Source organism: Mesorhizobium sp. P2_C4, assembly GCF_056404575.1.
Genome location: NZ_JBFUDT010000001.1, coordinates 556,131 through 575,304 on the forward strand (window position 1 = coordinate 556,131; position 19,174 = coordinate 575,304).

Consider the following 19,174-nt stretch of genomic DNA (forward strand, 5'->3'; position numbering starts at 1 on the left):
CAAATCCTGCCGGCTTGATATCATTTGCATACGAATGAATTTGCCCGGCTCTTACGTCGGCGGGTTCTTCCGCAAGATCCCCCTTTGGGAAGGCAAAGCGTGATCCGTTACGCGAAACCCACCACGGTCGACGAGGCGCTCGCTTTGCTTGGCGAAGCGCCTTGGCGCATCCTTGCCGGCGGTACCGATTTTTATCCGGCGCAAGGCGCTAAGCCGTTTCGCGACAATGTGCTCGACATCAATGGCCTCGCGGCGTTGCGCGGCATCGCTGAAACCGAGACCCATTGGACGATCGGCGCGCGCACGACCTGGACCGATCTCGTCCGCCACCCCTTGCCGCCGGCTTTCGACGCGCTGAAGCAGGCCGCGCGGGAAGTGGGTTCGGTGCAGATCCAGAATGCCGCCTCCATGGCCGGCAATCTGTGCAACGCCTCGCCGGCTGCTGACGGCGTGCCGCCCTTGCTTGTGCTCGATGCTGAGATCGAATTGCGCTCCGCAGCGGCAACCCGCACCCTGCCGCTGGCAAAATTCATCCTCGGCAACCGCCGCACGGAATTGCAGCCGGGCGAAATGGTCACCGCCATCCGCGTGCCGAAACACGCAGGCTTGGGCACGTCGGCCTTCGTCAAACTCGGCGCCCGGCGCTATCTCGTCATCTCCATCGCCATGGTGGCAGCGCGGCTGGTTGTGAAAGACGGCATTGTCAGCGAAGCAGCCGTCGCCGTCGGCTCCTGCTCGGCGGTCGCCAAGCGTCTCGCCGGTGTCGAATCCGCCCTGCGCGGCAAACCTGCCAGTCATAAGCTCGCCGATGCGGTCCTGTCCGCGCCGATGGATGAGCTGACGCCGATCGGCGATGTGCGCGGCAGTGCCGAATACCGGCTGGATGCAGCGCGCGAGATCGTCGCCCGCGCCGTGCTCGCCGCTGCCGGCCATGCACCAAGCGACAAGGTGGCGGCATGATGGAAAGCGCCGACATCGCCTTCGAGGTCAACGGCGCCGCCGTTTCCGTCTGCGTGCCGCCGGTCCGCCGTCTCTCCTCGGTGCTGCGCGATGAATTGCGCCTGACCGGCACCAAGGTCGGCTGCGACGCCGGCGATTGCGGCGCGTGCACCGTGCTGGTCGACGGCAATCCGGTCTGCGCCTGCCTGGTGCCGGCGGCCTCGGTGGCCGGCGCGACGGTGACGACCATCGAGGGCCTCGCCAATGGCAGGCTGTCGGCGCTGCAGGCCTCGTTCCTCGAACATGGCGCGGCGCAATGCGGCATCTGCACGCCCGGCCTGCTGGTCGCCGCGACGGCCCTTCTGGACGAGAAACCCAGCCCGACCGAAGCAGAGACCCAGGATGCGCTGGGCGGCGTCCTCTGCCGCTGCACCGGCTACCGCAAGATCATTGCCGCGGTCATGGACGCGTCGCGCCACGTCAATGGCCTCGACCACCGCATGCCGCAATCCGGCCATGCCGTCGGCGCGTCGCCGATCCGCCTCGATGGCCAGCCAAAAGTCACCGGCGGCGAGAAATTCGGCGGCGATTCGTTCCCGGCTGATGCACTCGCCGTGTTGGTGGTCCGCTCGCCGCACTATCATGCCGGTTTCACCTTCGGCGACCTCGACGCCTGGGCAAGAAATCGTCCCGGCATCGTCGGTGTCTTCACCGCCGCCGACATTCCGGGAAAGAACTGTTTTGGCGTCATCGGCCCGTTCGCCGACCAGCCGGCACTCGCCGAAGGGTTTGCGCGGTTTCGCGGCGAGGCGGTGGCGCTGGTTGCCGGCGAGCGCGAGGCCATGCTCGATCTCGACCTCACGGATTTCCCGGTTCGCTGGAGCGAGCTGCCGCATTTTCTGCAGCCTGGCGAAGCACAAGCGGGTGGCGCGCAACTGATCCACGACCACCGACCGGCAAACCTGCTCACCTCCGGCTTTGTCGAGCGTGGTGATCCCGACGCGGCGCTCACCAGTGCTGCTTTCACCGTTTCCGGCGCCATCGACACCTCCTATGTCGAGCACGCCTATATCGAGCCTGAAGCCGGCTACGCCTATATGGACGGCGACACGCTGGTCGTCGTCGCCTGCACGCAGGCGCCCTATATGGACCGCGGCGACACGGCAAAGGTGCTTGGTCTCTCCGTCGACAAGGTGCGCATTGTGCCGACCGCCACCGGCGGCGGTTTTGGTTCCAAGCTCGATGTCTCGCTGCAGCCGCTGATCGGCCTGGTGGCGATGAAGACCGGGCGGCCGGCGGCACTCACCTACACCCGCAATGAATCGATGATCTCGACCACCAAGCGTCATCCCGCTCAGATGAAGGCGAGCATCGGCGTCGATGCCGATGGCCTCGTCACCGGCATGGTCTTTACAGGCGATTTCAACACCGGCGCCTATGCCAGCTGGGGGCCGACCGTCGCCAACCGCGTTCCGGTGCACGCCTCCGGTCCCTATGCGACGCCGAACTACCGCGCCGAGGGCCGCGCCATCCACACGCATGGTCCGATCTCTGGCGCCTTTCGTGGCTTCGGCGTGCCGCAGGCGACGATCATGCAGGAAACCCTCTATGACGAGCTGGCCGAAAAGCTTGGGCTGGATCGGCTGGAGTTTCGGCTGAACAACTGCCTTCGTAACGGATCCGAAACGGTTACTGGCCAGAAACTGGAGTCGGGCGTCGGCATCGCCGAGTGCCTCGAGGCTTTGCAGCCCCATTGGGTGCGCGCGCTGGCCGATGCCGCTGCCTTCAATGCTGCCAATGAGACGGAAAAGCGCGGTGTCGGCGTTGCGTCCTGCTGGTATGGCTGCGGCAACACCTCGCTGCCCAATCCCTCGACGATCAGGGTCGGTATTTCGCCCGCGGGCGAGGTCATCCTGCATCAGGGCGCCGTCGATATCGGCCAGGGCTCCAACACCGTCATAACTCAGATCTGCGCCGACGCGCTCGGCCTGCCGCTGGACACATTCCGGCTGAAGAGCGCCGACACCGCGATCAGCCCCGACGCCGGCAAAACATCGGCCTCGCGCCAGACCTTTGTCACCGGCAAGGCCGCCGAAAAGGCCGGCCGCGCCTTGCGTGAAACCATCCTGCGCTTTGCCAACGTGTCGGAAAAGGCGTCCCTCAATCTCGACGGATCGGCAATCGTCATTCGCGAGGGCGAGGCCACCCGCCGCATCGACCTCGCCGCCCTTGATGTCGACGCCGGCGGCTTCGTCTTCCGTGCCGAAGAAACCTATGATCCGCCGACGTTGCCGCTCGATGCCAAGGGCCAGGGCAAACCCTATGCCCTCTATGGCTACGGCGCGCAGATCGCCGAACTCGAGGTCGACCTCAAGCTCGGCACGGTCAAGCTGATCAAGATCACCGCCGCGCACGATGTCGGCAGGGCGATCAATCCGCTGCTGGCCGAAGGCCAGATCGAGGGCGGCATCGCTCAAGGCATCGGCATGGCGCTGATGGAGGAATACATCCCCGGCCGCACCGAGAACCTGCACGACTATCTGATCCCGACGATCGGCGACGTGCCGCCGATCGAGACCATCCTGATCGAGGTTCCCGATCCCGAGGGCCCGTTTGGCGCCAAGGGGCTGGGCGAGCATGTGCTGATCCCGACGGCGCCGGCCATCCTCAACGCCATCCGCCATGCCACCGGCGTGCTGGTCACCAAGGTCCCGGCGACGCCGACCCGCATTCGCGCCGCTATCCGCGAGAAGGAGGCACGCCAATGAGCGAGCTTGCCGAACGTTTCGAAACCCACGATCCCGGCGAAAAACAGGTGGCGGAAAAGATACGCTGCGATGCCTGTCCGGTGATGTGCTACATCGCCGACGGCCGCACCGGCGCCTGCGACCGCTACGGCAATGTCGACGGCCGCATCGTGCGCATGGATCCGCTGACCATTCTCGACCATGCCGCCGAGGCCGGCGGCGCGGTGATGCCTTTCGTCGCCGAAAACGAGGCATGGCACGGCGAACTGGTCAACACCGGCCGCCGCTTCGTCACGGCAATAGGCGCCGGCACCACCTATCCCGATTACAAGCCTGCGCCGTTCATCGTCAGCCAGGAAGTCGAGGGCGTCGATCTGGTGACCGTGGTTACCGAGGGCATCTTCTCCTATTGCGGCGTCAAGGTGAAGATTGACACCGACCGCCACCTTGGTCCCGAGACCGCCATCGTCCGTGCCCAGGGCGAAGCGATCGGCCATGTGACCACAGGCGAATACGGTTCGCAGATGCTGTCTCTGGGCGGCGTGCATCATCTGACTGGCGGTTCCAAGGCGGAGGGGCGCGCCACTTGCGACGCGATGCTCAACCTGTGCAATCGCAAGCCGGTGGAACTGACCATCGACGGCGGTGCGACGATCATCGTCGAAGCCGGCAAACCACCTGTCATCGACGGCAAGGTTGAACATCGCATGCGGGTCGGCTGCGGCTCGGCAACCATCGGCATGTTCGCCACCCAATGGCGCGGCCTGGTCGACGAAGTGGTGGTGGTCGACGATCACATCACAGGCGTCGTTTCCGAGCACCAGGCCGGCAAGGTGCTGGGCTGGCAGGATACCGGCATCAAGATCATCGGCCGCCGGTCGACGCCCGGCCGTTATTTCAAGGTCTCCGAACCCGGCCTCGGCTGGGGCGGCACCTCGATTTCCGACCCGCTGTCGATCCTTGGCGAGTGGAATGCCAAGAAAGGGGCGCGTCCCGGCCTGTCGCTGCTGATGGTTTCGACCACCGGCGAGCAGTTCGCCTATTACGAGCTCGATGACGAGTTGAAGCCGGTCGAAAAGCCGTTTCCGGAGCGACTGCAGAAGTCGGTCGGGCTGATCGAGGACAATTGCGAACCGGCGCTGTGCACCGTGCTGTTCATCGGCGGCGCGGGCGGTTCGCTGCGCGCCGGCGTCACCGAAAATCCGGTCAACCTGACCCGCTCGGTGCAAGGTTTGACCACCTATGTCACCGTCGGCGGCGCGCCGGTCTATGTCTGGCCGGGCGGCGGCATCACGCTGATGGTCGATGTCACAAGGGTGCCGGAAGGCGCCTTCGGCTATGTGCCGACCCCGGCGCTGGTGGCGCCGATCGAGTTCACGCTGCGCCGCGACGACTATGTCAGGCTGGGCGGCTACGAAGCCGAGATCCGCAGCGTCGACGACATCGTCGCCAAGGGTGGCGAATACCTCAATCCGCGCCGCGGCGCAGGCGCTGCAGCGCAGAACCCCTGGCCGCCGCTGGCGCAGCTGCATCGTACCGGTTCGAACGGGGCCGGCTGATGCAGGGCCCGCAAGCAAACTGGCTGCAGGACGGCAAGCGGCTGCATCTCAACCACGGGCCGATCGACCTGATCGTCGAAGTCTTTGGCGAGGCGGATGAATGCCGTGCCGCCTACGCCCAGGCCGTCGCGCGTTTCCAGACCATCCTGATGGAGGTCGTCAAGGAGCTTCCCGAATTGCGGCTCCCGGCGTTTTTCCTGGCGCCGCGCACTTTTGACGGTCCGACGCCGCGCCGCATGGAAGCGGCGGTCGCGCCCCTGGCGGAATGCTTCATCACGCCGATGGCCGCTGTGGCCGGATCGGTAGCCGACGAAATGCTGGTGGCGCTGCTTGCCGGTCGCAAGCTCGATCGCGCCTATGTCAACAACGGCGGCGACAGCGCTCTTCATATCGGCAACGGCCAGTCGATGAACCTGGCGATCGCTGGCACCGGCAACGGTATGGCCGACCGCATCACCATCCGCGCCGAAGACGGCGTCTGCGGCGTCGCCACCAGCGGTTGGCGTGGGCGCTCCTTCTCGCTCGGCATTGCCGATGCCGTCACCGTGCTCGCCAAGACCGGAGCCGAAGCCGATGCGGCGGCGACGCTCATTGCCAACGCCGTCGACCTGCCCGGCAATCCCGCCATCAAGCGCGTTCCCGCACACGAACTTTCGCCCGACAGCGATCTCGGCTCGCGCTTGGTGACACAAGCCGTCGGCACGCTTGCATTTGGCGAGGTGGCGCGGGCGCTGGACAATGGCCTTGCTGTCGCCGAAGATTTTCGCCGGCGCGGCCTGATTGCCGCGTCGGCGCTGTTTCTTGGCGGTGAGGCCCGCATCAGTGGTTCCATGGCGCTTGCCGCGCCCAACAAAATCTTTGGGAGGGAAGTTGCCCATGCCTGAGTTTCCGATCCGCAAGATCGCGGTGCTGACCGAAGAGATCTTTCACGACGGCGGACCGTCGGCGAAGGTGCCGCGCCGCCGCGCCGCAGCCATGGCGCTGGTCAAAAACCCGTTCGCCGGCCGCTATGTCGAAGATTTGCAGAGCGCCATGGACGATCTGAAGCCGCTCGGACTGCTGCTCGCCGATCGGCTGATCGCGGCGCTCGGTGGCGACGTGAAACAGATCGACGGCTATGGCAAGGGTGCAATCGTCGGCACGTCGGGCGAACTGGAGCATGGCGCGCTGTGGCATGTGCCGGGCGGCTACGCCATGCGCGAGCGGCTCGGCGACGCCAAGGCGATCGTCCCGTCGGCGAAGAAGGTCGGTGCCTTCGGGTCGCGGCTCGACGTGCCGCTCGGCCACATCAACGCCGCCTATGTGCGCAGCCATTTCGATGCCATGGAAGTCGGCATCAGCGACGGCCCCCGGGCCGACGAGATCCTGTTCTGTCTCGCCATGACCTGCGGCCCGCGCGTGCACGACCGCATGGGCGGGCTTGCCGCGAAGGACATCAAGGTCTGGGATGGGTTGCGGTGAGCGGCGAGGACAAATTGCTCAAGCTGGTCGAGGCCGAAACGCCTGAGGAAAACGACTATCATCTGCAGGAGCAGGTCGGCTTCATCCTGCGCAAGGCGCACCAGCGCCATGTCTCGATCTTTGCCGCGCGTATCGCCGATCTGACGCCGCCGCAATTCGCCGCTTTGGCCAAACTGCACGACGTTGGCGAGACCTCGCAGAACCAGCTCGGCACGCTGATCGCCATGGATGCGGCGACGGTGAAGGGGGTCATCGATAGGCTCAAGGCGCGGGGCCTGGTCGACCTTACCAAGCACGAGGTCGACAAGCGGCGCCTGCTGGTCAATCTGACCGCCGCGGGCCGCGACGCCATCGAGCGGCTGATCCCGCTGGCTCGAGCCATCACCCAGGAAACGCTGGCGCCGCTCTCGGCCAAGGAGGCCACCACCTTTATGAAGCTCTTGGCCAAACTGGCCTAGGGTGTGTTGATATTCAGGTGATGCCGGCCTGCAAATGGCTGATACCTGCGCTTCCGTTGCTCACGTACCCAAAAGTACGCTCCGCTCCGGTTCTCGGTATCAGCCATTTTCGACTCGGCCTGACCTGAATCTCAACACACCCTGGGGTCCAAATTGCCTTCAGGCGCGAAGCCGCGCCCCTTCGGGATCGAAGAACGGTATCGGCGCCACCACCGCGCGCGTCGGTACGCCGTCAATGTCGATGCTGAGTTCGGTGCCGATCGCGGCGAACGGCAGCCGCAGATGCGCAGTCGCCAGCACCTTGCCCAGCGAATAGCCGTGATCGCTGTAGGTGACGACGCCAGCGTCCACGCCATCGGCCAGAACCCGCGCGTTTGTGGCCGCCGGCGTATCTCCATCCAGGATCAGCCCGGTCCAGCGCTCGTCGAGGCCTTTGTCGCGCACCCTGAGCAGCGCCTCGCGGCCAATGAAATCGCCCTTGTCGAACTTGATCCAGCGGTCAAGGCCGACATGAAACGGCGTGCGGCTCTCATCCATGTCGATGCCATGCGCCGGATAGGCTTTTTCCAACCCAAGCGTGAACATCGCCAGCACGCCATAGGGTTTCAGGCCGAAATCCCGGCCGGTCCGCATCAGTGCCTCCCAGACAGCAGTGGCTTCGTCGGCCGGCACGAACAGCTCGAAGCCGAGCTCGCCGGTCACGCCGGTGCGCGAAATCAGCACTTTCGTCTCACCGATGCGCCCTGACGCGAACGCCCAGCGTTTCAGCCCATCCAGGTCGGCGTCCTGCACCAGCGCCTTCAGCAGCGCCCGCGAGCGCGGCCCTTGTATGGTCGGGAAGGCGATGGCCGCAGTGATATCTGTGACATAGGCTTTTCGCCCCTGCGCATGATGCAGCAGCCATGGCAGCATTTTGAGCCGGTTGACCGAGCCGGTCACCAGCATGAAATGCTCGGGCGCCAGGCGGAACACGGTGAGGTCATCCATGATGCCGCCATCGTCGCGGCACACGGTGGAGTAGCGCACCTGTCCCGGTTTCATGGCGGCAGCATCGTTGACGATGACATGATTGACCAGCGCCTCGGCGTCGGGGCCTTTGATGTCCATCTTGCCCATGGTGCTGAGGTCCTGGACGCCGACATTCGCGCGGGTGTTCAGATGCTCATCGGCAATGCCGGAATAGTATTTGGCCGACACGAACTCGCCGCCGACCCGGCCCATCGTCGCGCCCAGGCCGACGATGCTGTTGTAGAAAGGGGAGCGCCGCTCAACCAAGAAAGTCTCCATTATTGATTGCTGCCTGGAGACCGTTTCGAAACTCGCTCTGGCGAGTCATATGATGGTGGTTTCGAGAACCGGAGCGCAGCGGACATTTGGGTCCGTGAGCACCGGAAGCGCAGAAAACGCCTTCAGATGGCCGCCAGAGTTGAGTTTCCAAGCGGTCTCAGCTGCCGTAGACGTCGAACGAAAAGTATTTATCGTTGATTTCCTTGTATTTGCCGTTGGCGCGCAGCGCGTCGATCGCGGCATTGAGCTTATCCGTCAACTCCTTGTTGCCCTTCTGCAGCGCGATGCCGACGCCGGGGCCATGGATGGCCGGGTCGGGGGTCAAGGTGCCGAGCAATTTGCAGCAGGCGCCTTCGGGCTTCTTCAGCCATTCGGTCAGGATGATCGAGCCGTCCATCACCGCATCGAGGCGGCCGTTGACCATATCGGCGCGGGCGTCGTCGCCGGTCGGGTACGCCTTGATCGTCGAGCCGCTGTATTTCTGCTCGGCAAAATTCTGGTGGATGGTCGCGCTCTGCACGCCCAGCGCCTTGCCTTTCAAATCCTCTGGCGAGGTGCCGGCGAGCGCCGAATCTTTCGGCACGGCAATGGCCGGCGGCGTCTGATAGTATTTGTGGGTGAAATCCACCTTCTCGGCGCGTTCCGGCGTGATGGTGATGTTGATGATCGCGTCGAACTTGCCGGCCTGCAGCGCCGGGATCGAGCCGTCGAAATCCTGCACGACAAATTCGCATTCGGTCTTCATCTCGGCGCACAATGCCTTGCCGAGATCGATGTCGAAGCCGCCCAGCGTGCCGTCGGCATTGGCGTAATTGAAGGGCGGATAGGCGCCCTCGGTGCCGAGCTTGAGTTTCTTGCCCTCGGCAGAGGCAGCACCCGTGGCGAGCACCAAGGCAGCAGAAGCGGCAAGCACGAAACGACCGAAAAGACGCATGATCCTGATCTCCGTTGACCCGGGAAGTCTACGGTCTTTTATGCCCTCGTCGGAGACGGAAGCGACATGTCATGCGCCGATCACGGCGCACCGAACGATCGGCATCTCGCGGCGGGCGGTCAGCCGGTGCGCGTTCTTGTTGTTGCCGCCCGGTCGACTGCAAGCGTATCAGCCGAAAGCGTAACGCCAAATTTTTCGGCGGCCTCTGCGGAGGTGTAGTAGCCCAAACCCACATCCCGTAGCACCAGATCGGCGTCGCGCTCGAACGGATCGCCATAACCGCCGCCGCCTGGCGTGCCGACGCGAACGCGGTCGCCGGCCTTCAGCGCGATGTCCTGTTCCTTGGACAGATGCGGCGGCACATGTTCCTCGCCGCCACGGAACACCGTCACTGTGTTGACCGCGCCGTCCTTGCCGCCGAGCGCGCCTTGCGGGCCGAAACGGCCATGGTCCATGACGAAGGAGGCACGGGCATCGCCGCGCAGGATCTCCACCTCATAGGCGAGCCCAAAGCCGCCGCGATGCTTGCCGGCGCCGCCCGAGCCCTCGCGCAAGGCATAGTGGCGGTAGAGCACGGGAAAGGCCTGTTCCATGATCTCGACCGGCGGCGACTTGGAAATGCCGATGGTCGAGCAGCCATTGGTCAGGCCGTCATGGCCGGCATTGCCGCCATAGCCGCCGCCGGAGATCTGGTACATGACGTAGTCGCGGCCACGCGCCGGATCGTTGCCGCCGAGCGCGAAATTGCCGCTGGAGCCGGCCGGGGCCGCCGTAACCTTCTCGGGCAGCGCCTGCACCATCGCGGCGAACACCGCCTCGGCGATGCGCTGCGACACTTCGGCCGCACAGCCCGACACCGGGCGCGGATACTTCGCGTCGAGGAAAGTGCCTTCCGGTCGTTTGATGTTCAGCGGCTCGAAAGCGCCGGCGCTGATCGGCACGTCGGGGAAAATATGGCGCATGGCGAGATAGACCGAGGACAAGGTCGTCGCCAGCACGCTGTTCATTGGCCCGGCGCAGGGCTTTGACGAGCCGGTGAAATCGAAGCTCAGCGTATCGCCCTGTTTTTCGATGGCCAGCGCGATGGTCAGCGGCTCGTTGACCACCCCGTCGGAATCGACGAACGCCTTCGAGCTGTAGGTGCCATCGGGAATGGCCGCGATGTTGGCGCGCATCTGTTCGGCCGCACGGCGGCGCAGTTCGGCAATCGCCTCGACAACCGTTTCGTCACCGTAACGGTCCAGGATACCATTCAGCCTGTCCTGGCCGATCAGCAGCGCCGCCGCCTGCGCGCGAATGTCGCCGATGCGCTGGTCGGCGACGCGGATGTTGGAGCAGATGATGGCGTAAATCTCTGGATCGAGAACGCCTTTCTTGAACAGTTTGACCGGCGGCAGCCGCAGGCCTTCCTGCTCGACCGCAGTCGCGGAAGCCGAGAAGCCGCCAGGCACCGAGCCGCCAATATCGGGCCAATGGCCGGTGTTCGATAGCCAGCAAAATATCTTGCCGTCTCGATAGACCGGCATGGCGAAGCGCACATCCATCAGATGCGTGCCGCCGAGATAGGGGTCGTTGACGATGTAGATGTCGCCAGGCTCCGGTGGCAGGCATCGCCCGTCGGCGATCATCTCGATCACCGTCTTGGTCGAATATTGCATGACGCCGACAAACACCGGCAGGCCTTGTGATCCCTGTGCGATCAGCGAACCATCGACGGCGGAGTAGATGCCGTCGGAGCGGTCATTGGCCTCGGCGATAACAGGCGAGAAGGCGGCGCGCGAAAAGGTCAGGTCCATCTCGTCGCAGACCTGCTGCAGGGCCGCCTGGAGGACGGAAAGCGTGATGGCGTCGAGCTTTTGCATCTCAGGCCTCGCCGATGTCGATGATGATGTTGCCGTCGGCGTCCGAGCGTGCGTGGTCGCCGGGTTCGAGAACGGTGGTCGCGTCCATCTGTTCGAGGATCGCCGGCCCTTCGATGACCGCGTCGAGCGGTAGTTTTTCGCGCGCATACACCGGCGTGTCGTGCCAGGTCCCTGCGTACCAGACCGGCCGTATCTCGCGCCGCGCCTCGTCTGGCGTTTTGGCGCGCCCTGCCGGGTCGATCAGTCGCGACAGATCGATCGCCGGCCGGACGCCGGTTACCGAAGTGTTGAGATTGACCAGATTGGCGCGGATCTCCGGCAGCTCGACCTTGAAGCGGGCGAAATAGGCCTTTTCGAAAAGCTGCTGCAGCGTTGCGCGCGTCACCGAAGACGACGGCAGCGGCACGTTGATGATGTGCGTCTGGCCGATGAACTGCATGTCGGCGGAATGCGTGACGCGGATCGTCTCCGGCTTCACCGCTTCCTTGCCGATCAGCTCCTCACCTTCGTTTAGGTGCCGTTCCAATACCTCGCGAAGCGCAGCTTCGTCGAGCCCATTGACCGGCTGGTTGACCGTATTGACGAAATCATGGCGCAGATCGGCGACGACGCAACCGAGTGCGTTGGTAATGCCCGGACGCGCCGGCACCAGCACTTTCGGCAGGCCGAGCTCACGCGCCAGCGCGGTCGCGTGCAGCGGTCCGGCGCCGCCAAAGGCAAACAGCGCGAAATCGCGTGGATCGTGGCCGCGCGACACCGACACCATGCGAATGGCGCCCGCCATTTTCATGTTGCCCAGCCGCAGCACCGCACCCGCCGCCTCGACGCCGGACAGGCCGGTCGCCTTGCCAATTTTGTCTTCGAATATTCCGGTGACGCGTTCGACTGTGACCGGATTTTCGACCGCCAGCAATTTCTTCGGCGCCAGTCGTCCCAGCACCAGATTGGCGTCGGTGATGGTCGGCTCCAGGCCGCCGCGGCCGTAGCAGATCGGACCGGGATTGGCGCCGGCGCTTTCCGGGCCGATCTGGATCAGCCCGGCTGCATCGACGCGGGCGATCGAGCCGCCGCCGGCGCCGACCGTGTGCACCGCCACCATCGGCACATGGATCGGCATCGCATATTCGATCTCGATCTCGTTCGACACGGCAGGCTCGGCATTGCGGATCAGCGCCACGTCGGTCGAGGTACCGCCCATGTCGTAGGTCACCAGGTTTTCGAAGCCGGCGCGCTTGCCCGTATAGGCGGCGGCGATGACGCCGGAGGCCGGCCCCGACATCACCGTCTTTGCCGACTCACGGGTGACAAAGCGGGCCGAGATCATGCCGCCATTGCCGTTCATGATCAGGAAGTCGCGGGCGTAGCCTTTGGCGCCCAGTTCCTTGCGCAGCCGCTCGACATAGCGTTCGAGGATCGGCTGCACCGAAGCGTTGACCGAAGCAGTAACGCCGCGCTCGAATTCGCGCGCTTCCGAAAGCAGCGCATGGCCCGTGGTGATGTAGCCGTTCGGCCAGAGTTCGGCGGCGATTTCCGCCGCGCGCCGCTCATGCCTAGGATTGGCGTAGGAGTGCAGGAAATGGATGACGAGGGATTCGCAGCCATCGGCGATCAACTGCAAAAGCGCCGCTCGCATCTCGGCCTCGTCGAGCGGTAGGCGCACCGCCCCAGAAGCCTCGACGCGCTCGGACACTTCGAGCCGCAGATTGCGCGGAATGATCGGCACGAAAGTGCCGGTCATGCCGTAAGCCTGCGGCCGCGTGCGGCGGCCAAGCTCGATCACGTCGCGAAAGCCGCGCGTGGTGATCATGCCGGTTTTTGCCAGGCGCCGTTCGAGAACTGCGTTGGTGGTTGTCGTCGTGCCGTGCACGATTAGGTCGATGCCGTTGATCGGAAATCCGGTGGCGCCGAGTGCCGAAACCACACCGAAGGCCTGGTTGTCGACCGTGGTCGGGGTTTTTGCGATATGCACCCGTCCGCCGTCGCTTCCATCGATCAGAAGCAGGTCGGTAAAGGTCCCGCCGACATCGATGCCGGCGACGACTTTGCCAAGGGAATCATGCGTCTGCGCCGAAAAATTCTCTTTCATTGTCGAAACCCGAAATATCAGGACTACGGATACGTCTCAGTTTGGAAAGCTGTTTCACGCTGGCATCTTGACGCAAATATCGTTTGTATACTAATAAATTCCGGACACAAGAGCTTACCGCTTCACAGTGTGCAAACGGCACGCCGGAACCTGATCGGTTCGGGCGCGCAGGTGAAAGTTTAGCGCCCGCGTCAGCAGTTGGGCCAGAAAGTTGGATTTGATGAACACCACATCCGCTCTCAACACCGCCGGCGCCCGTCCGCTGCAGTTCCCGATTCCGGCCAACGTCTATGCCGAGACCGTCGTCTCGGTGAAGCACTATACCGACCGGCTGTTTTCGTTCCGCATCACCCGCCCGCAGTCGCTGCGCTTCCGCTCCGGCGAGTTCGTCATGATCGGCCTGCCCAATGCCGAGAAGCCGGTGTTCCGCGCCTATTCCATCGCCAGCCCGGCCTGGGACGAAGAGCTGGAATTCTTCTCGATCAAGGTGCCGGACGGCCCGCTGACTTCGGAGCTGCAGAAGATCCAGGTCGGCGACACCGTCATCCTGCGCCAGAAGTCGACCGGCACGCTGGTGGTCGACGCGCTGACCCCGGCGAAGCGCCTGTTCATGATCTCGACCGGCACCGGCATCGCACCCTTCGCCAGCCTGCTGCGCGATCCCGATACCTATGAAAAGTTCGACCAGCTGATCCTGACCCACACCTGCCGCGATATCGCCGAACTGACCTATGGTAGGGAATTGGTGGCGGCGCTCGAGAGCGACCCGCTGATCGGCGAACTGACCGGCGGCCGCGTCACCCTTTACAATTCGACGACGCGCGAAGAGTCCGAGCGCATGGGCCGCATCACGGCGCTGATCGGCTCCGGCAAATTCTACAGCGATCTCGGCATCGACAAGCTCGATCCGGAGACCGACCGCATCATGATCTGCGGCTCGATGCATATGCTCAAGGACGTCAAGGAACTGGCCGAAAGCCTCGGCTTCCAGGAAGGCTCGCTGCATCACCCTGCGAGCTTCGTCGTCGAGCGCGCCTTCGTCGGCTGAGCAGACCCAGACATCTCAAAACCAGCACTTTTGACCACGCGGTCAAAAATCAGCTGTTTTCGCAGCCTTTTTCAGCTATGACCCTTTGAAAGACTCGTGAAGCGTCAATTCACGAGCTATCTTCGGCGCAAGTCGTTGAATGAAAGGGCAGGAGATGAGCAGCACAATCCGCGAAGCCGACCTTGGCTCGTCCAAGGTGACGCCGCTGCCGGCGCGCGCCGCGGCCAACACCGCCCTCCCGCACGACCATCGCATTGCCCGCAATCCCGGCATGAAGCTCGATCTCGGCTTCATGGAATCGATGCGCAGCGTCAACCGCTCGGCGCTCGAACGCCGCATCGCCAGCCTGACCAAACGGCGTTCGATCAAGGCCGACAACCAGGCGGCCTGGCTGCTGCGCGCCGTCGCCTGCATGGACCTGACGACGCTGAATTCCAACGACACCGAGGAGCGCGTGCGCCGGCTCTGCGCCAAGGCGGTCAATCCGTTCCGCCGCGACATCGTCGAAGGCCTCGGCATTGCAGGCGAAAAGATCCGCCCGGCGGCGGTCTGCGTCTATCATCCCTTCGTCGCCACCGCCGTCGACGCCGTGCGCGGCACCGGCATCCACGTTGCCGCCGTTTCCACCGCCTTTCCGCATGGCCTTGCCCCGCTGTCGACGCGCCTGCAGGAGATCGAGGCCTCGGTGAAGGACGGCGCCGACGAGATCGACGTCGTCATTCCGCGCGGCTTGGTGTTTGGCGCCAAGTGGCGGGAGCTTTACAATGAGATCGTCTCGATGCGCGCCGCTTGCGGGGATGCGCATCTGAAGGTCATCCTCGGCACTGGCGATCTCGCCACGCTGCGCAATGTCATGCTTGCTTCGATGGTGGCGATGATGGCGGGCGCGGATTTCATAAAGACGTCGACCGGCAAGGAGAGCGTCAACGCCACGTTGCCCGTCGGCCTCGCCATGGTGCGCGCTATCAGGGCCTATTTCGAAGAGACCGGCTATCTCATCGGTTTCAAGCCGGCCGGCGGCATTTCCACCGCAAAAGCTTCGCTCGACTGGCTGGTGCTGATGAAGGAAGAGCTCGGCCGTCCATGGCTGGAGCCCGACCTGTTCCGCTTCGGCGCCTCGAGTCTGCTGACCGACATCGAGCGCCAGCTCGAGCATCATCTGACGGGCCACTATTCGGCCAATCACCGCCACGCGATGGCTTGAAGGCCGATCTCCCCCCTAGTGGGGGAGATGTCCGGCAGGACAGAGGGGGGCGCGAAGGAGTGCTTCCTAAAACAATAATCTCCTCCGACGGGAGCAGCCCTATGAACATTCTCGAACGCTATCACGCCATGGAATACGGCCCGGCCCCGGAAGCCCGCAACGAGGCCGATGCATGGCTGGCCGCGCGCGATTTCGGCAAGGCGCTGTTCATCGGCGGCGGCTGGAAGGCAGCCACGGGTGGCAAGACTTTCGACACCAGCGAGCCGTCCTCGGGCAAATTGCTGGCAAAGGTGTCGGACGCCAGCGCCGCCGATGTCGATGCCGCGGTTTCCGCCGCCACCAAGGCACTGCCGAAATGGTCTGCTTCGTCAGGCTATGTCAGAGCCAAAGTGCTTTATGCCATCGGCCGCGCCATGCAGCGCCACCAGCGCCTGTTCGCGGTGCTCGAGACAATCGACAACGGCAAGCCGATCCGCGAAAGCCGCGACATCGACGTGCCGCTGGCCATCCGCCATTTCATCCATCATGCCGGTTGGGCTCAGGCACTGGACAAGGATTTTCCGGGTCACAAGGGCGTCGGGGTCGTCGGCCAGATAATCCCGTGGAATTTCCCGCTGCTGATGCTGGCCTGGAAGATCGCGCCGGCGCTCGCCGCCGGCTGCACCGTGGTGCTGAAGCCGGCCGAATTCACGCCGCTCACTGCCATCCTGTTTGCCGAAATTTGCGAACGCGCCGGCGTGCCAAAGGGCGTCGTCAACATCGTTCAGGGCGGACCTGAGGCAGGCGTTGCCATCGTCAACCATCCCGGCGTCCAGAAGATCGCCTTCACCGGCTCGTCCGAAGTCGGCAAGATCATCCGCAAGGCCACCGCCGGCTCGGGCAAGAAACTGTCGCTGGAACTCGGCGGCAAGTCGGCGTTCATCGTCTTCGAGGATGCCGATCTCGACAGCGCCGTCGAGGGGCTGGTCGACGGCATCTGGTTCAACCAGGGCCAGGTCTGCTGCGCCGGCTCGCGCCTGTTGGTGCAGGAAGGCATCGCCGATGCCTTCATCGCCAAGGTCAAGACGCGGATGAGCCGGCTGCGCGTAGGCAGCCCGCTCGACAAGAACACCGATATCGGCCCGCTGGTCGATTTGACCCAGCTGGACCGCGTCAAGGGTCTGGTCGCCGAAGGCGCCAGGCAGGGCGCCGTTTGCTGGCAGCCGGATGTGGCACTGCCGTCCTCGGGCTACTATCATCTGCCGACGCTGGCCACAGGTGTTGCGCCGGCTAACATATTGGCGCAGGAAGAGGTGTTCGGGCCCGTTCTGGCGACGATGACCTTCCGCAACACCGAGGAAGGGATCGAACTCGCCAACAACACCCGCTACGGGCTGGCCGCTTCGGTGTGGAGCGAAAACGTCAATCTAGCCCTCCACGTCGCGCCGCAATTGAAGGCCGGCGTCGTCTGGGTCAACGGCACCAACATGTTCGACGCCGCCTGCGGCTTCGGCGGCTACCGCGAGAGCGGCTTTGGCCGCGAAGGCGGGCGCGAAGGCATGTTCGAATATCTCGCGGCAAAACTGCCGCTCGGTCCTGTCATCAAGCCGGCAACGGCATCAGTCCAGGCGATCGAGCAGACCGAAGGCGACGCCATCGACCGTACGGCAAAGCTGTTCATCGGCGGCAAGCAGGTCCGGCCCGACGGCAATTACTCGATTGCTGTCTCCACCGCCAAGGGCAAGCTCGCCGGCGAGGTCGGTCTCGGCAGCCGCAAGGATATCCGCGACGCCGTCTCGGCGGCCCGCGCCTGCAAGGCCTGGCCGGAGGCGACCGCCTACAACCGCAGCCAGGTTCTTTACTACCTTGCAGAGAACCTCTCGGGCCGTGCCGACGAATTTGCCGCGCGCCTCACAGAACTCACCGGCGCCACCGCCAAGGCCGCGCGCGAAGAAGTAGAACAGTCGATCGAGCGCCTCTTCCTCTATGCCGGCCTCGCCGACAAATTCGAGGGCAGGGTTCACCAGCCGCCGGCCCGCGCCGTCACGCTGGCGCTGCACGAGCCGGTCGGCGTCGTCGGCATCGTCGCGCCGGACAATGCGCCCTTGCTCGGCCTGATTTCGCTGGTGGCGCCAGCACTTGCCATGGGCAACGCCGTGGTTGCGGTGCCTTCGGAAAAGCATCCGCTGCTCGCCACCGATCTCTATCAGGTCATCGAATATTCCGACGTTCCGGCCGGCGCCATCAACATCGTCACCGGGCGCACCGCCGAACTCACCGGTGTGCTGGCCAAGCACGATGATGTCGACGGGCTCTGGGTCTTCGCCGATGCCGAGACCTGCGCCAAGGCAGAAGCCGAGTCCATCGGCAACCTCAAGCGCGTCTGGACCGGTCATGGCCGCAGCCTCGACTGGGCCTCGGGTGAAGCCGCCGGCGATGCTTTCCTGCGCCATGCCGTCGAGGTCAAGAACGTCTGGGTGCCGTACGGCGACTGAGCGTTTGCGCTCCATGTCGGGAGCGGGCGTTCGGGCTTGACGCATCCAGCAATGTTCTTTAACGAGAAAAAACATTTTGGCTGGACGCAGGCGGCACAATAGTGCTCGCCTGGCACAATGCGTGGCGACCATCCGCCGGTAGAACCCGGCTGATCGCAAATGGACGAGGAGAAGACGAATGGCGGATCTGACCGGCAAAACCGTTGTCGTCACGGCTGCGGCGCAAGGCATCGGCCGGGCGAGCGCGCTGGCTTTCGCCAAAGCGGGTGCCGTCGTCCATGCCACCGACATCAACGAAGCGCTGCTCGCCGAACTCGGCAAGACTTCAGGCATCAAGATACGCAAGCTCGATGTGCTGAACGACGAGGCGGTGACATCGGGATTTGCGGCGATCGGCCCGGTCGATGTGCTGTTCAATTGCGCCGGCTTCGTTCATTCCGGCTCGATCCTCGAAATGAAGGACGCCGATCTCGATTTTGCCTTCAACCTCAATGTCCGCGCCATGATCCGCACCATCCGGGCGGTGCTGCCCGGCATGCTGGAGCGTGGTGACGGCTCGATCATCAACATGTCGTCGGTCGCCGGCGCCGGCAAGGGCGTGCCCAACCGTTTCGCCTATGGCGTCACCAAGGCGGCGGTCATCGGCCTGACCAAGGCGATTGCCGCCGACTATGTCGGCAAGGGCATTCGCTGCAACGCCATCTGCCCCGGCACCGTCGAAAGCCCATCCCTGCAGGATCGCATGCACGCGCAAGGCGACTATGATGCCGCCCGCGCCGCCTTCATCGCTCGCCAGCCGATGGGCCGCCTCGGCACGCCCGAGGAGATCGCCGACCTCGCCGTCTACCTCGCCGGTGCAACCTATACGTCCGGACAGGCTTATAATATCGACGGCGGCTGGTCGATCTGATCACGGGTTTCGGAAAAGATCGTGGGCGAACAGGAAGATCGGTTCCCGTTCCGACGTTAATAGGGATCGAGAAGTCTGAAAATCTCGTTCGCCGGCTGGCCACGCTTGCCGGGATCGGGTTGATGGGTATGGTCCGCCCGGTTCCTCGCAGGAGCCATCGCTTCGGCGGAGAGTTTGCAAACGGCCATGAGGCCGCAAGTAGGAG

General features: G+C 64.2%; 14 protein-coding genes. 10 read left to right on the top strand and 4 right to left on the bottom strand.

Going from position 1 to position 19,174, the window contains the following annotated elements; genetic code table 11:
- Positions 1-99 precede the first annotated feature (99 nt).
- The 6 genes from AC1DX6_RS02815 to AC1DX6_RS02840 are packed head-to-tail and all read left to right on the top strand — an operon-like array spanning position 100 to position 7,164.
- Positions 100-960: an FAD binding domain-containing protein gene (locus tag AC1DX6_RS02815; RefSeq protein WP_477310996.1), complete on the top strand. Its 861-nt coding sequence runs from the start codon at positions 100-102 to the stop codon at positions 958-960.
- The gene (locus AC1DX6_RS02820; RefSeq protein WP_477311886.1) at positions 960-3,707 is read left to right on the top strand and encodes a molybdopterin-dependent oxidoreductase; all 2,748 of its coding nucleotides are present in this window, start codon (positions 960-962) and stop codon (positions 3,705-3,707) included. Before AC1DX6_RS02815 ends, AC1DX6_RS02820 begins: the two co-directional genes overlap by 1 nt.
- On the top strand, positions 3,704-5,245 hold the full coding sequence (locus AC1DX6_RS02825; protein ID WP_477310998.1) for a 6-hydroxynicotinate reductase: 1,542 nt from the start codon (positions 3,704-3,706) through the stop codon (positions 5,243-5,245). The genes AC1DX6_RS02820 and AC1DX6_RS02825 overlap by 4 nt, the downstream gene beginning before the upstream one ends.
- Entirely contained in the window at positions 5,245-6,129 is an 885-nt protein-coding gene (locus tag AC1DX6_RS02830) for a UPF0280 family protein (protein ID WP_477311000.1), read from the top strand. The genes AC1DX6_RS02825 and AC1DX6_RS02830 overlap by 1 nt, the downstream gene beginning before the upstream one ends.
- On the top strand, positions 6,122-6,706 hold the full coding sequence (locus AC1DX6_RS02835) for an amino acid synthesis family protein (protein WP_477311002.1): 585 nt from the start codon (positions 6,122-6,124) through the stop codon (positions 6,704-6,706). The genes AC1DX6_RS02830 and AC1DX6_RS02835 overlap by 8 nt, the downstream gene beginning before the upstream one ends.
- Positions 6,703-7,164 carry a MarR family winged helix-turn-helix transcriptional regulator gene (locus AC1DX6_RS02840; RefSeq protein ID WP_477311004.1) on the top strand — a complete coding sequence of 154 codons (462 nt, stop codon included), beginning with the start codon at positions 6,703-6,705 and terminating at the stop codon, positions 7,162-7,164. The genes AC1DX6_RS02835 and AC1DX6_RS02840 overlap by 4 nt, the downstream gene beginning before the upstream one ends.
- A 159-nt stretch (positions 7,165-7,323) precedes the next feature.
- Here AC1DX6_RS02840 and AC1DX6_RS02845 read toward each other — a convergent pair whose 3' ends face one another.
- From AC1DX6_RS02845 to AC1DX6_RS02860, 4 genes are all read right to left on the bottom strand, one after another.
- Positions 7,324-8,439, bottom strand: a complete 1,116-nt coding sequence (locus tag AC1DX6_RS02845; protein WP_477311006.1) for an aminomethyl transferase family protein — start codon at positions 8,437-8,439, stop codon at positions 7,324-7,326.
- Positions 8,440-8,608: 169 nt separating this feature from the next.
- A complete protein-coding gene (locus tag AC1DX6_RS02850; RefSeq protein WP_477311008.1) occupies positions 8,609-9,385 on the bottom strand; it encodes an ABC transporter substrate-binding protein in 777 nt (258 codons plus the stop codon).
- A gap of 119 nt (positions 9,386-9,504) precedes the next feature.
- Positions 9,505-11,247 (bottom strand): hydantoinase B/oxoprolinase family protein, encoded by a 1,743-nt coding sequence (locus AC1DX6_RS02855; protein ID WP_477311010.1) that lies wholly within the window; start codon positions 11,245-11,247, stop codon positions 9,505-9,507.
- Position 11,248: 1 nt separating this feature from the next.
- Entirely contained in the window at positions 11,249-13,333 is a 2,085-nt protein-coding gene (locus AC1DX6_RS02860) for a hydantoinase/oxoprolinase family protein (RefSeq protein WP_477311012.1), read from the bottom strand.
- Positions 13,334-13,553: 220 nt separating this feature from the next.
- Between AC1DX6_RS02860 and AC1DX6_RS02865 the strand changes: the two genes are divergently transcribed.
- From AC1DX6_RS02865 to AC1DX6_RS02880, 4 genes are all read left to right on the top strand, one after another.
- Positions 13,554-14,381, top strand: a complete 828-nt coding sequence (locus AC1DX6_RS02865; protein WP_477311014.1) for a ferredoxin--NADP reductase — start codon at positions 13,554-13,556, stop codon at positions 14,379-14,381.
- A gap of 154 nt (positions 14,382-14,535) precedes the next feature.
- Positions 14,536-15,585, top strand: a complete 1,050-nt coding sequence (gene deoC / locus AC1DX6_RS02870) for a deoxyribose-phosphate aldolase (RefSeq protein ID WP_477311016.1) — start codon at positions 14,536-14,538, stop codon at positions 15,583-15,585.
- A gap of 101 nt (positions 15,586-15,686) precedes the next feature.
- Entirely contained in the window at positions 15,687-18,059 is a 2,373-nt protein-coding gene (locus AC1DX6_RS02875) for an aldehyde dehydrogenase family protein (RefSeq protein ID WP_477311018.1), read from the top strand.
- Positions 18,060-18,237: 178 nt separating this feature from the next.
- Positions 18,238-18,969 (top strand): SDR family oxidoreductase, encoded by a 732-nt coding sequence (locus AC1DX6_RS02880; protein WP_477311020.1) that lies wholly within the window; start codon positions 18,238-18,240, stop codon positions 18,967-18,969.
- The last annotated feature ends 205 nt before the right edge of the window (positions 18,970-19,174 follow it).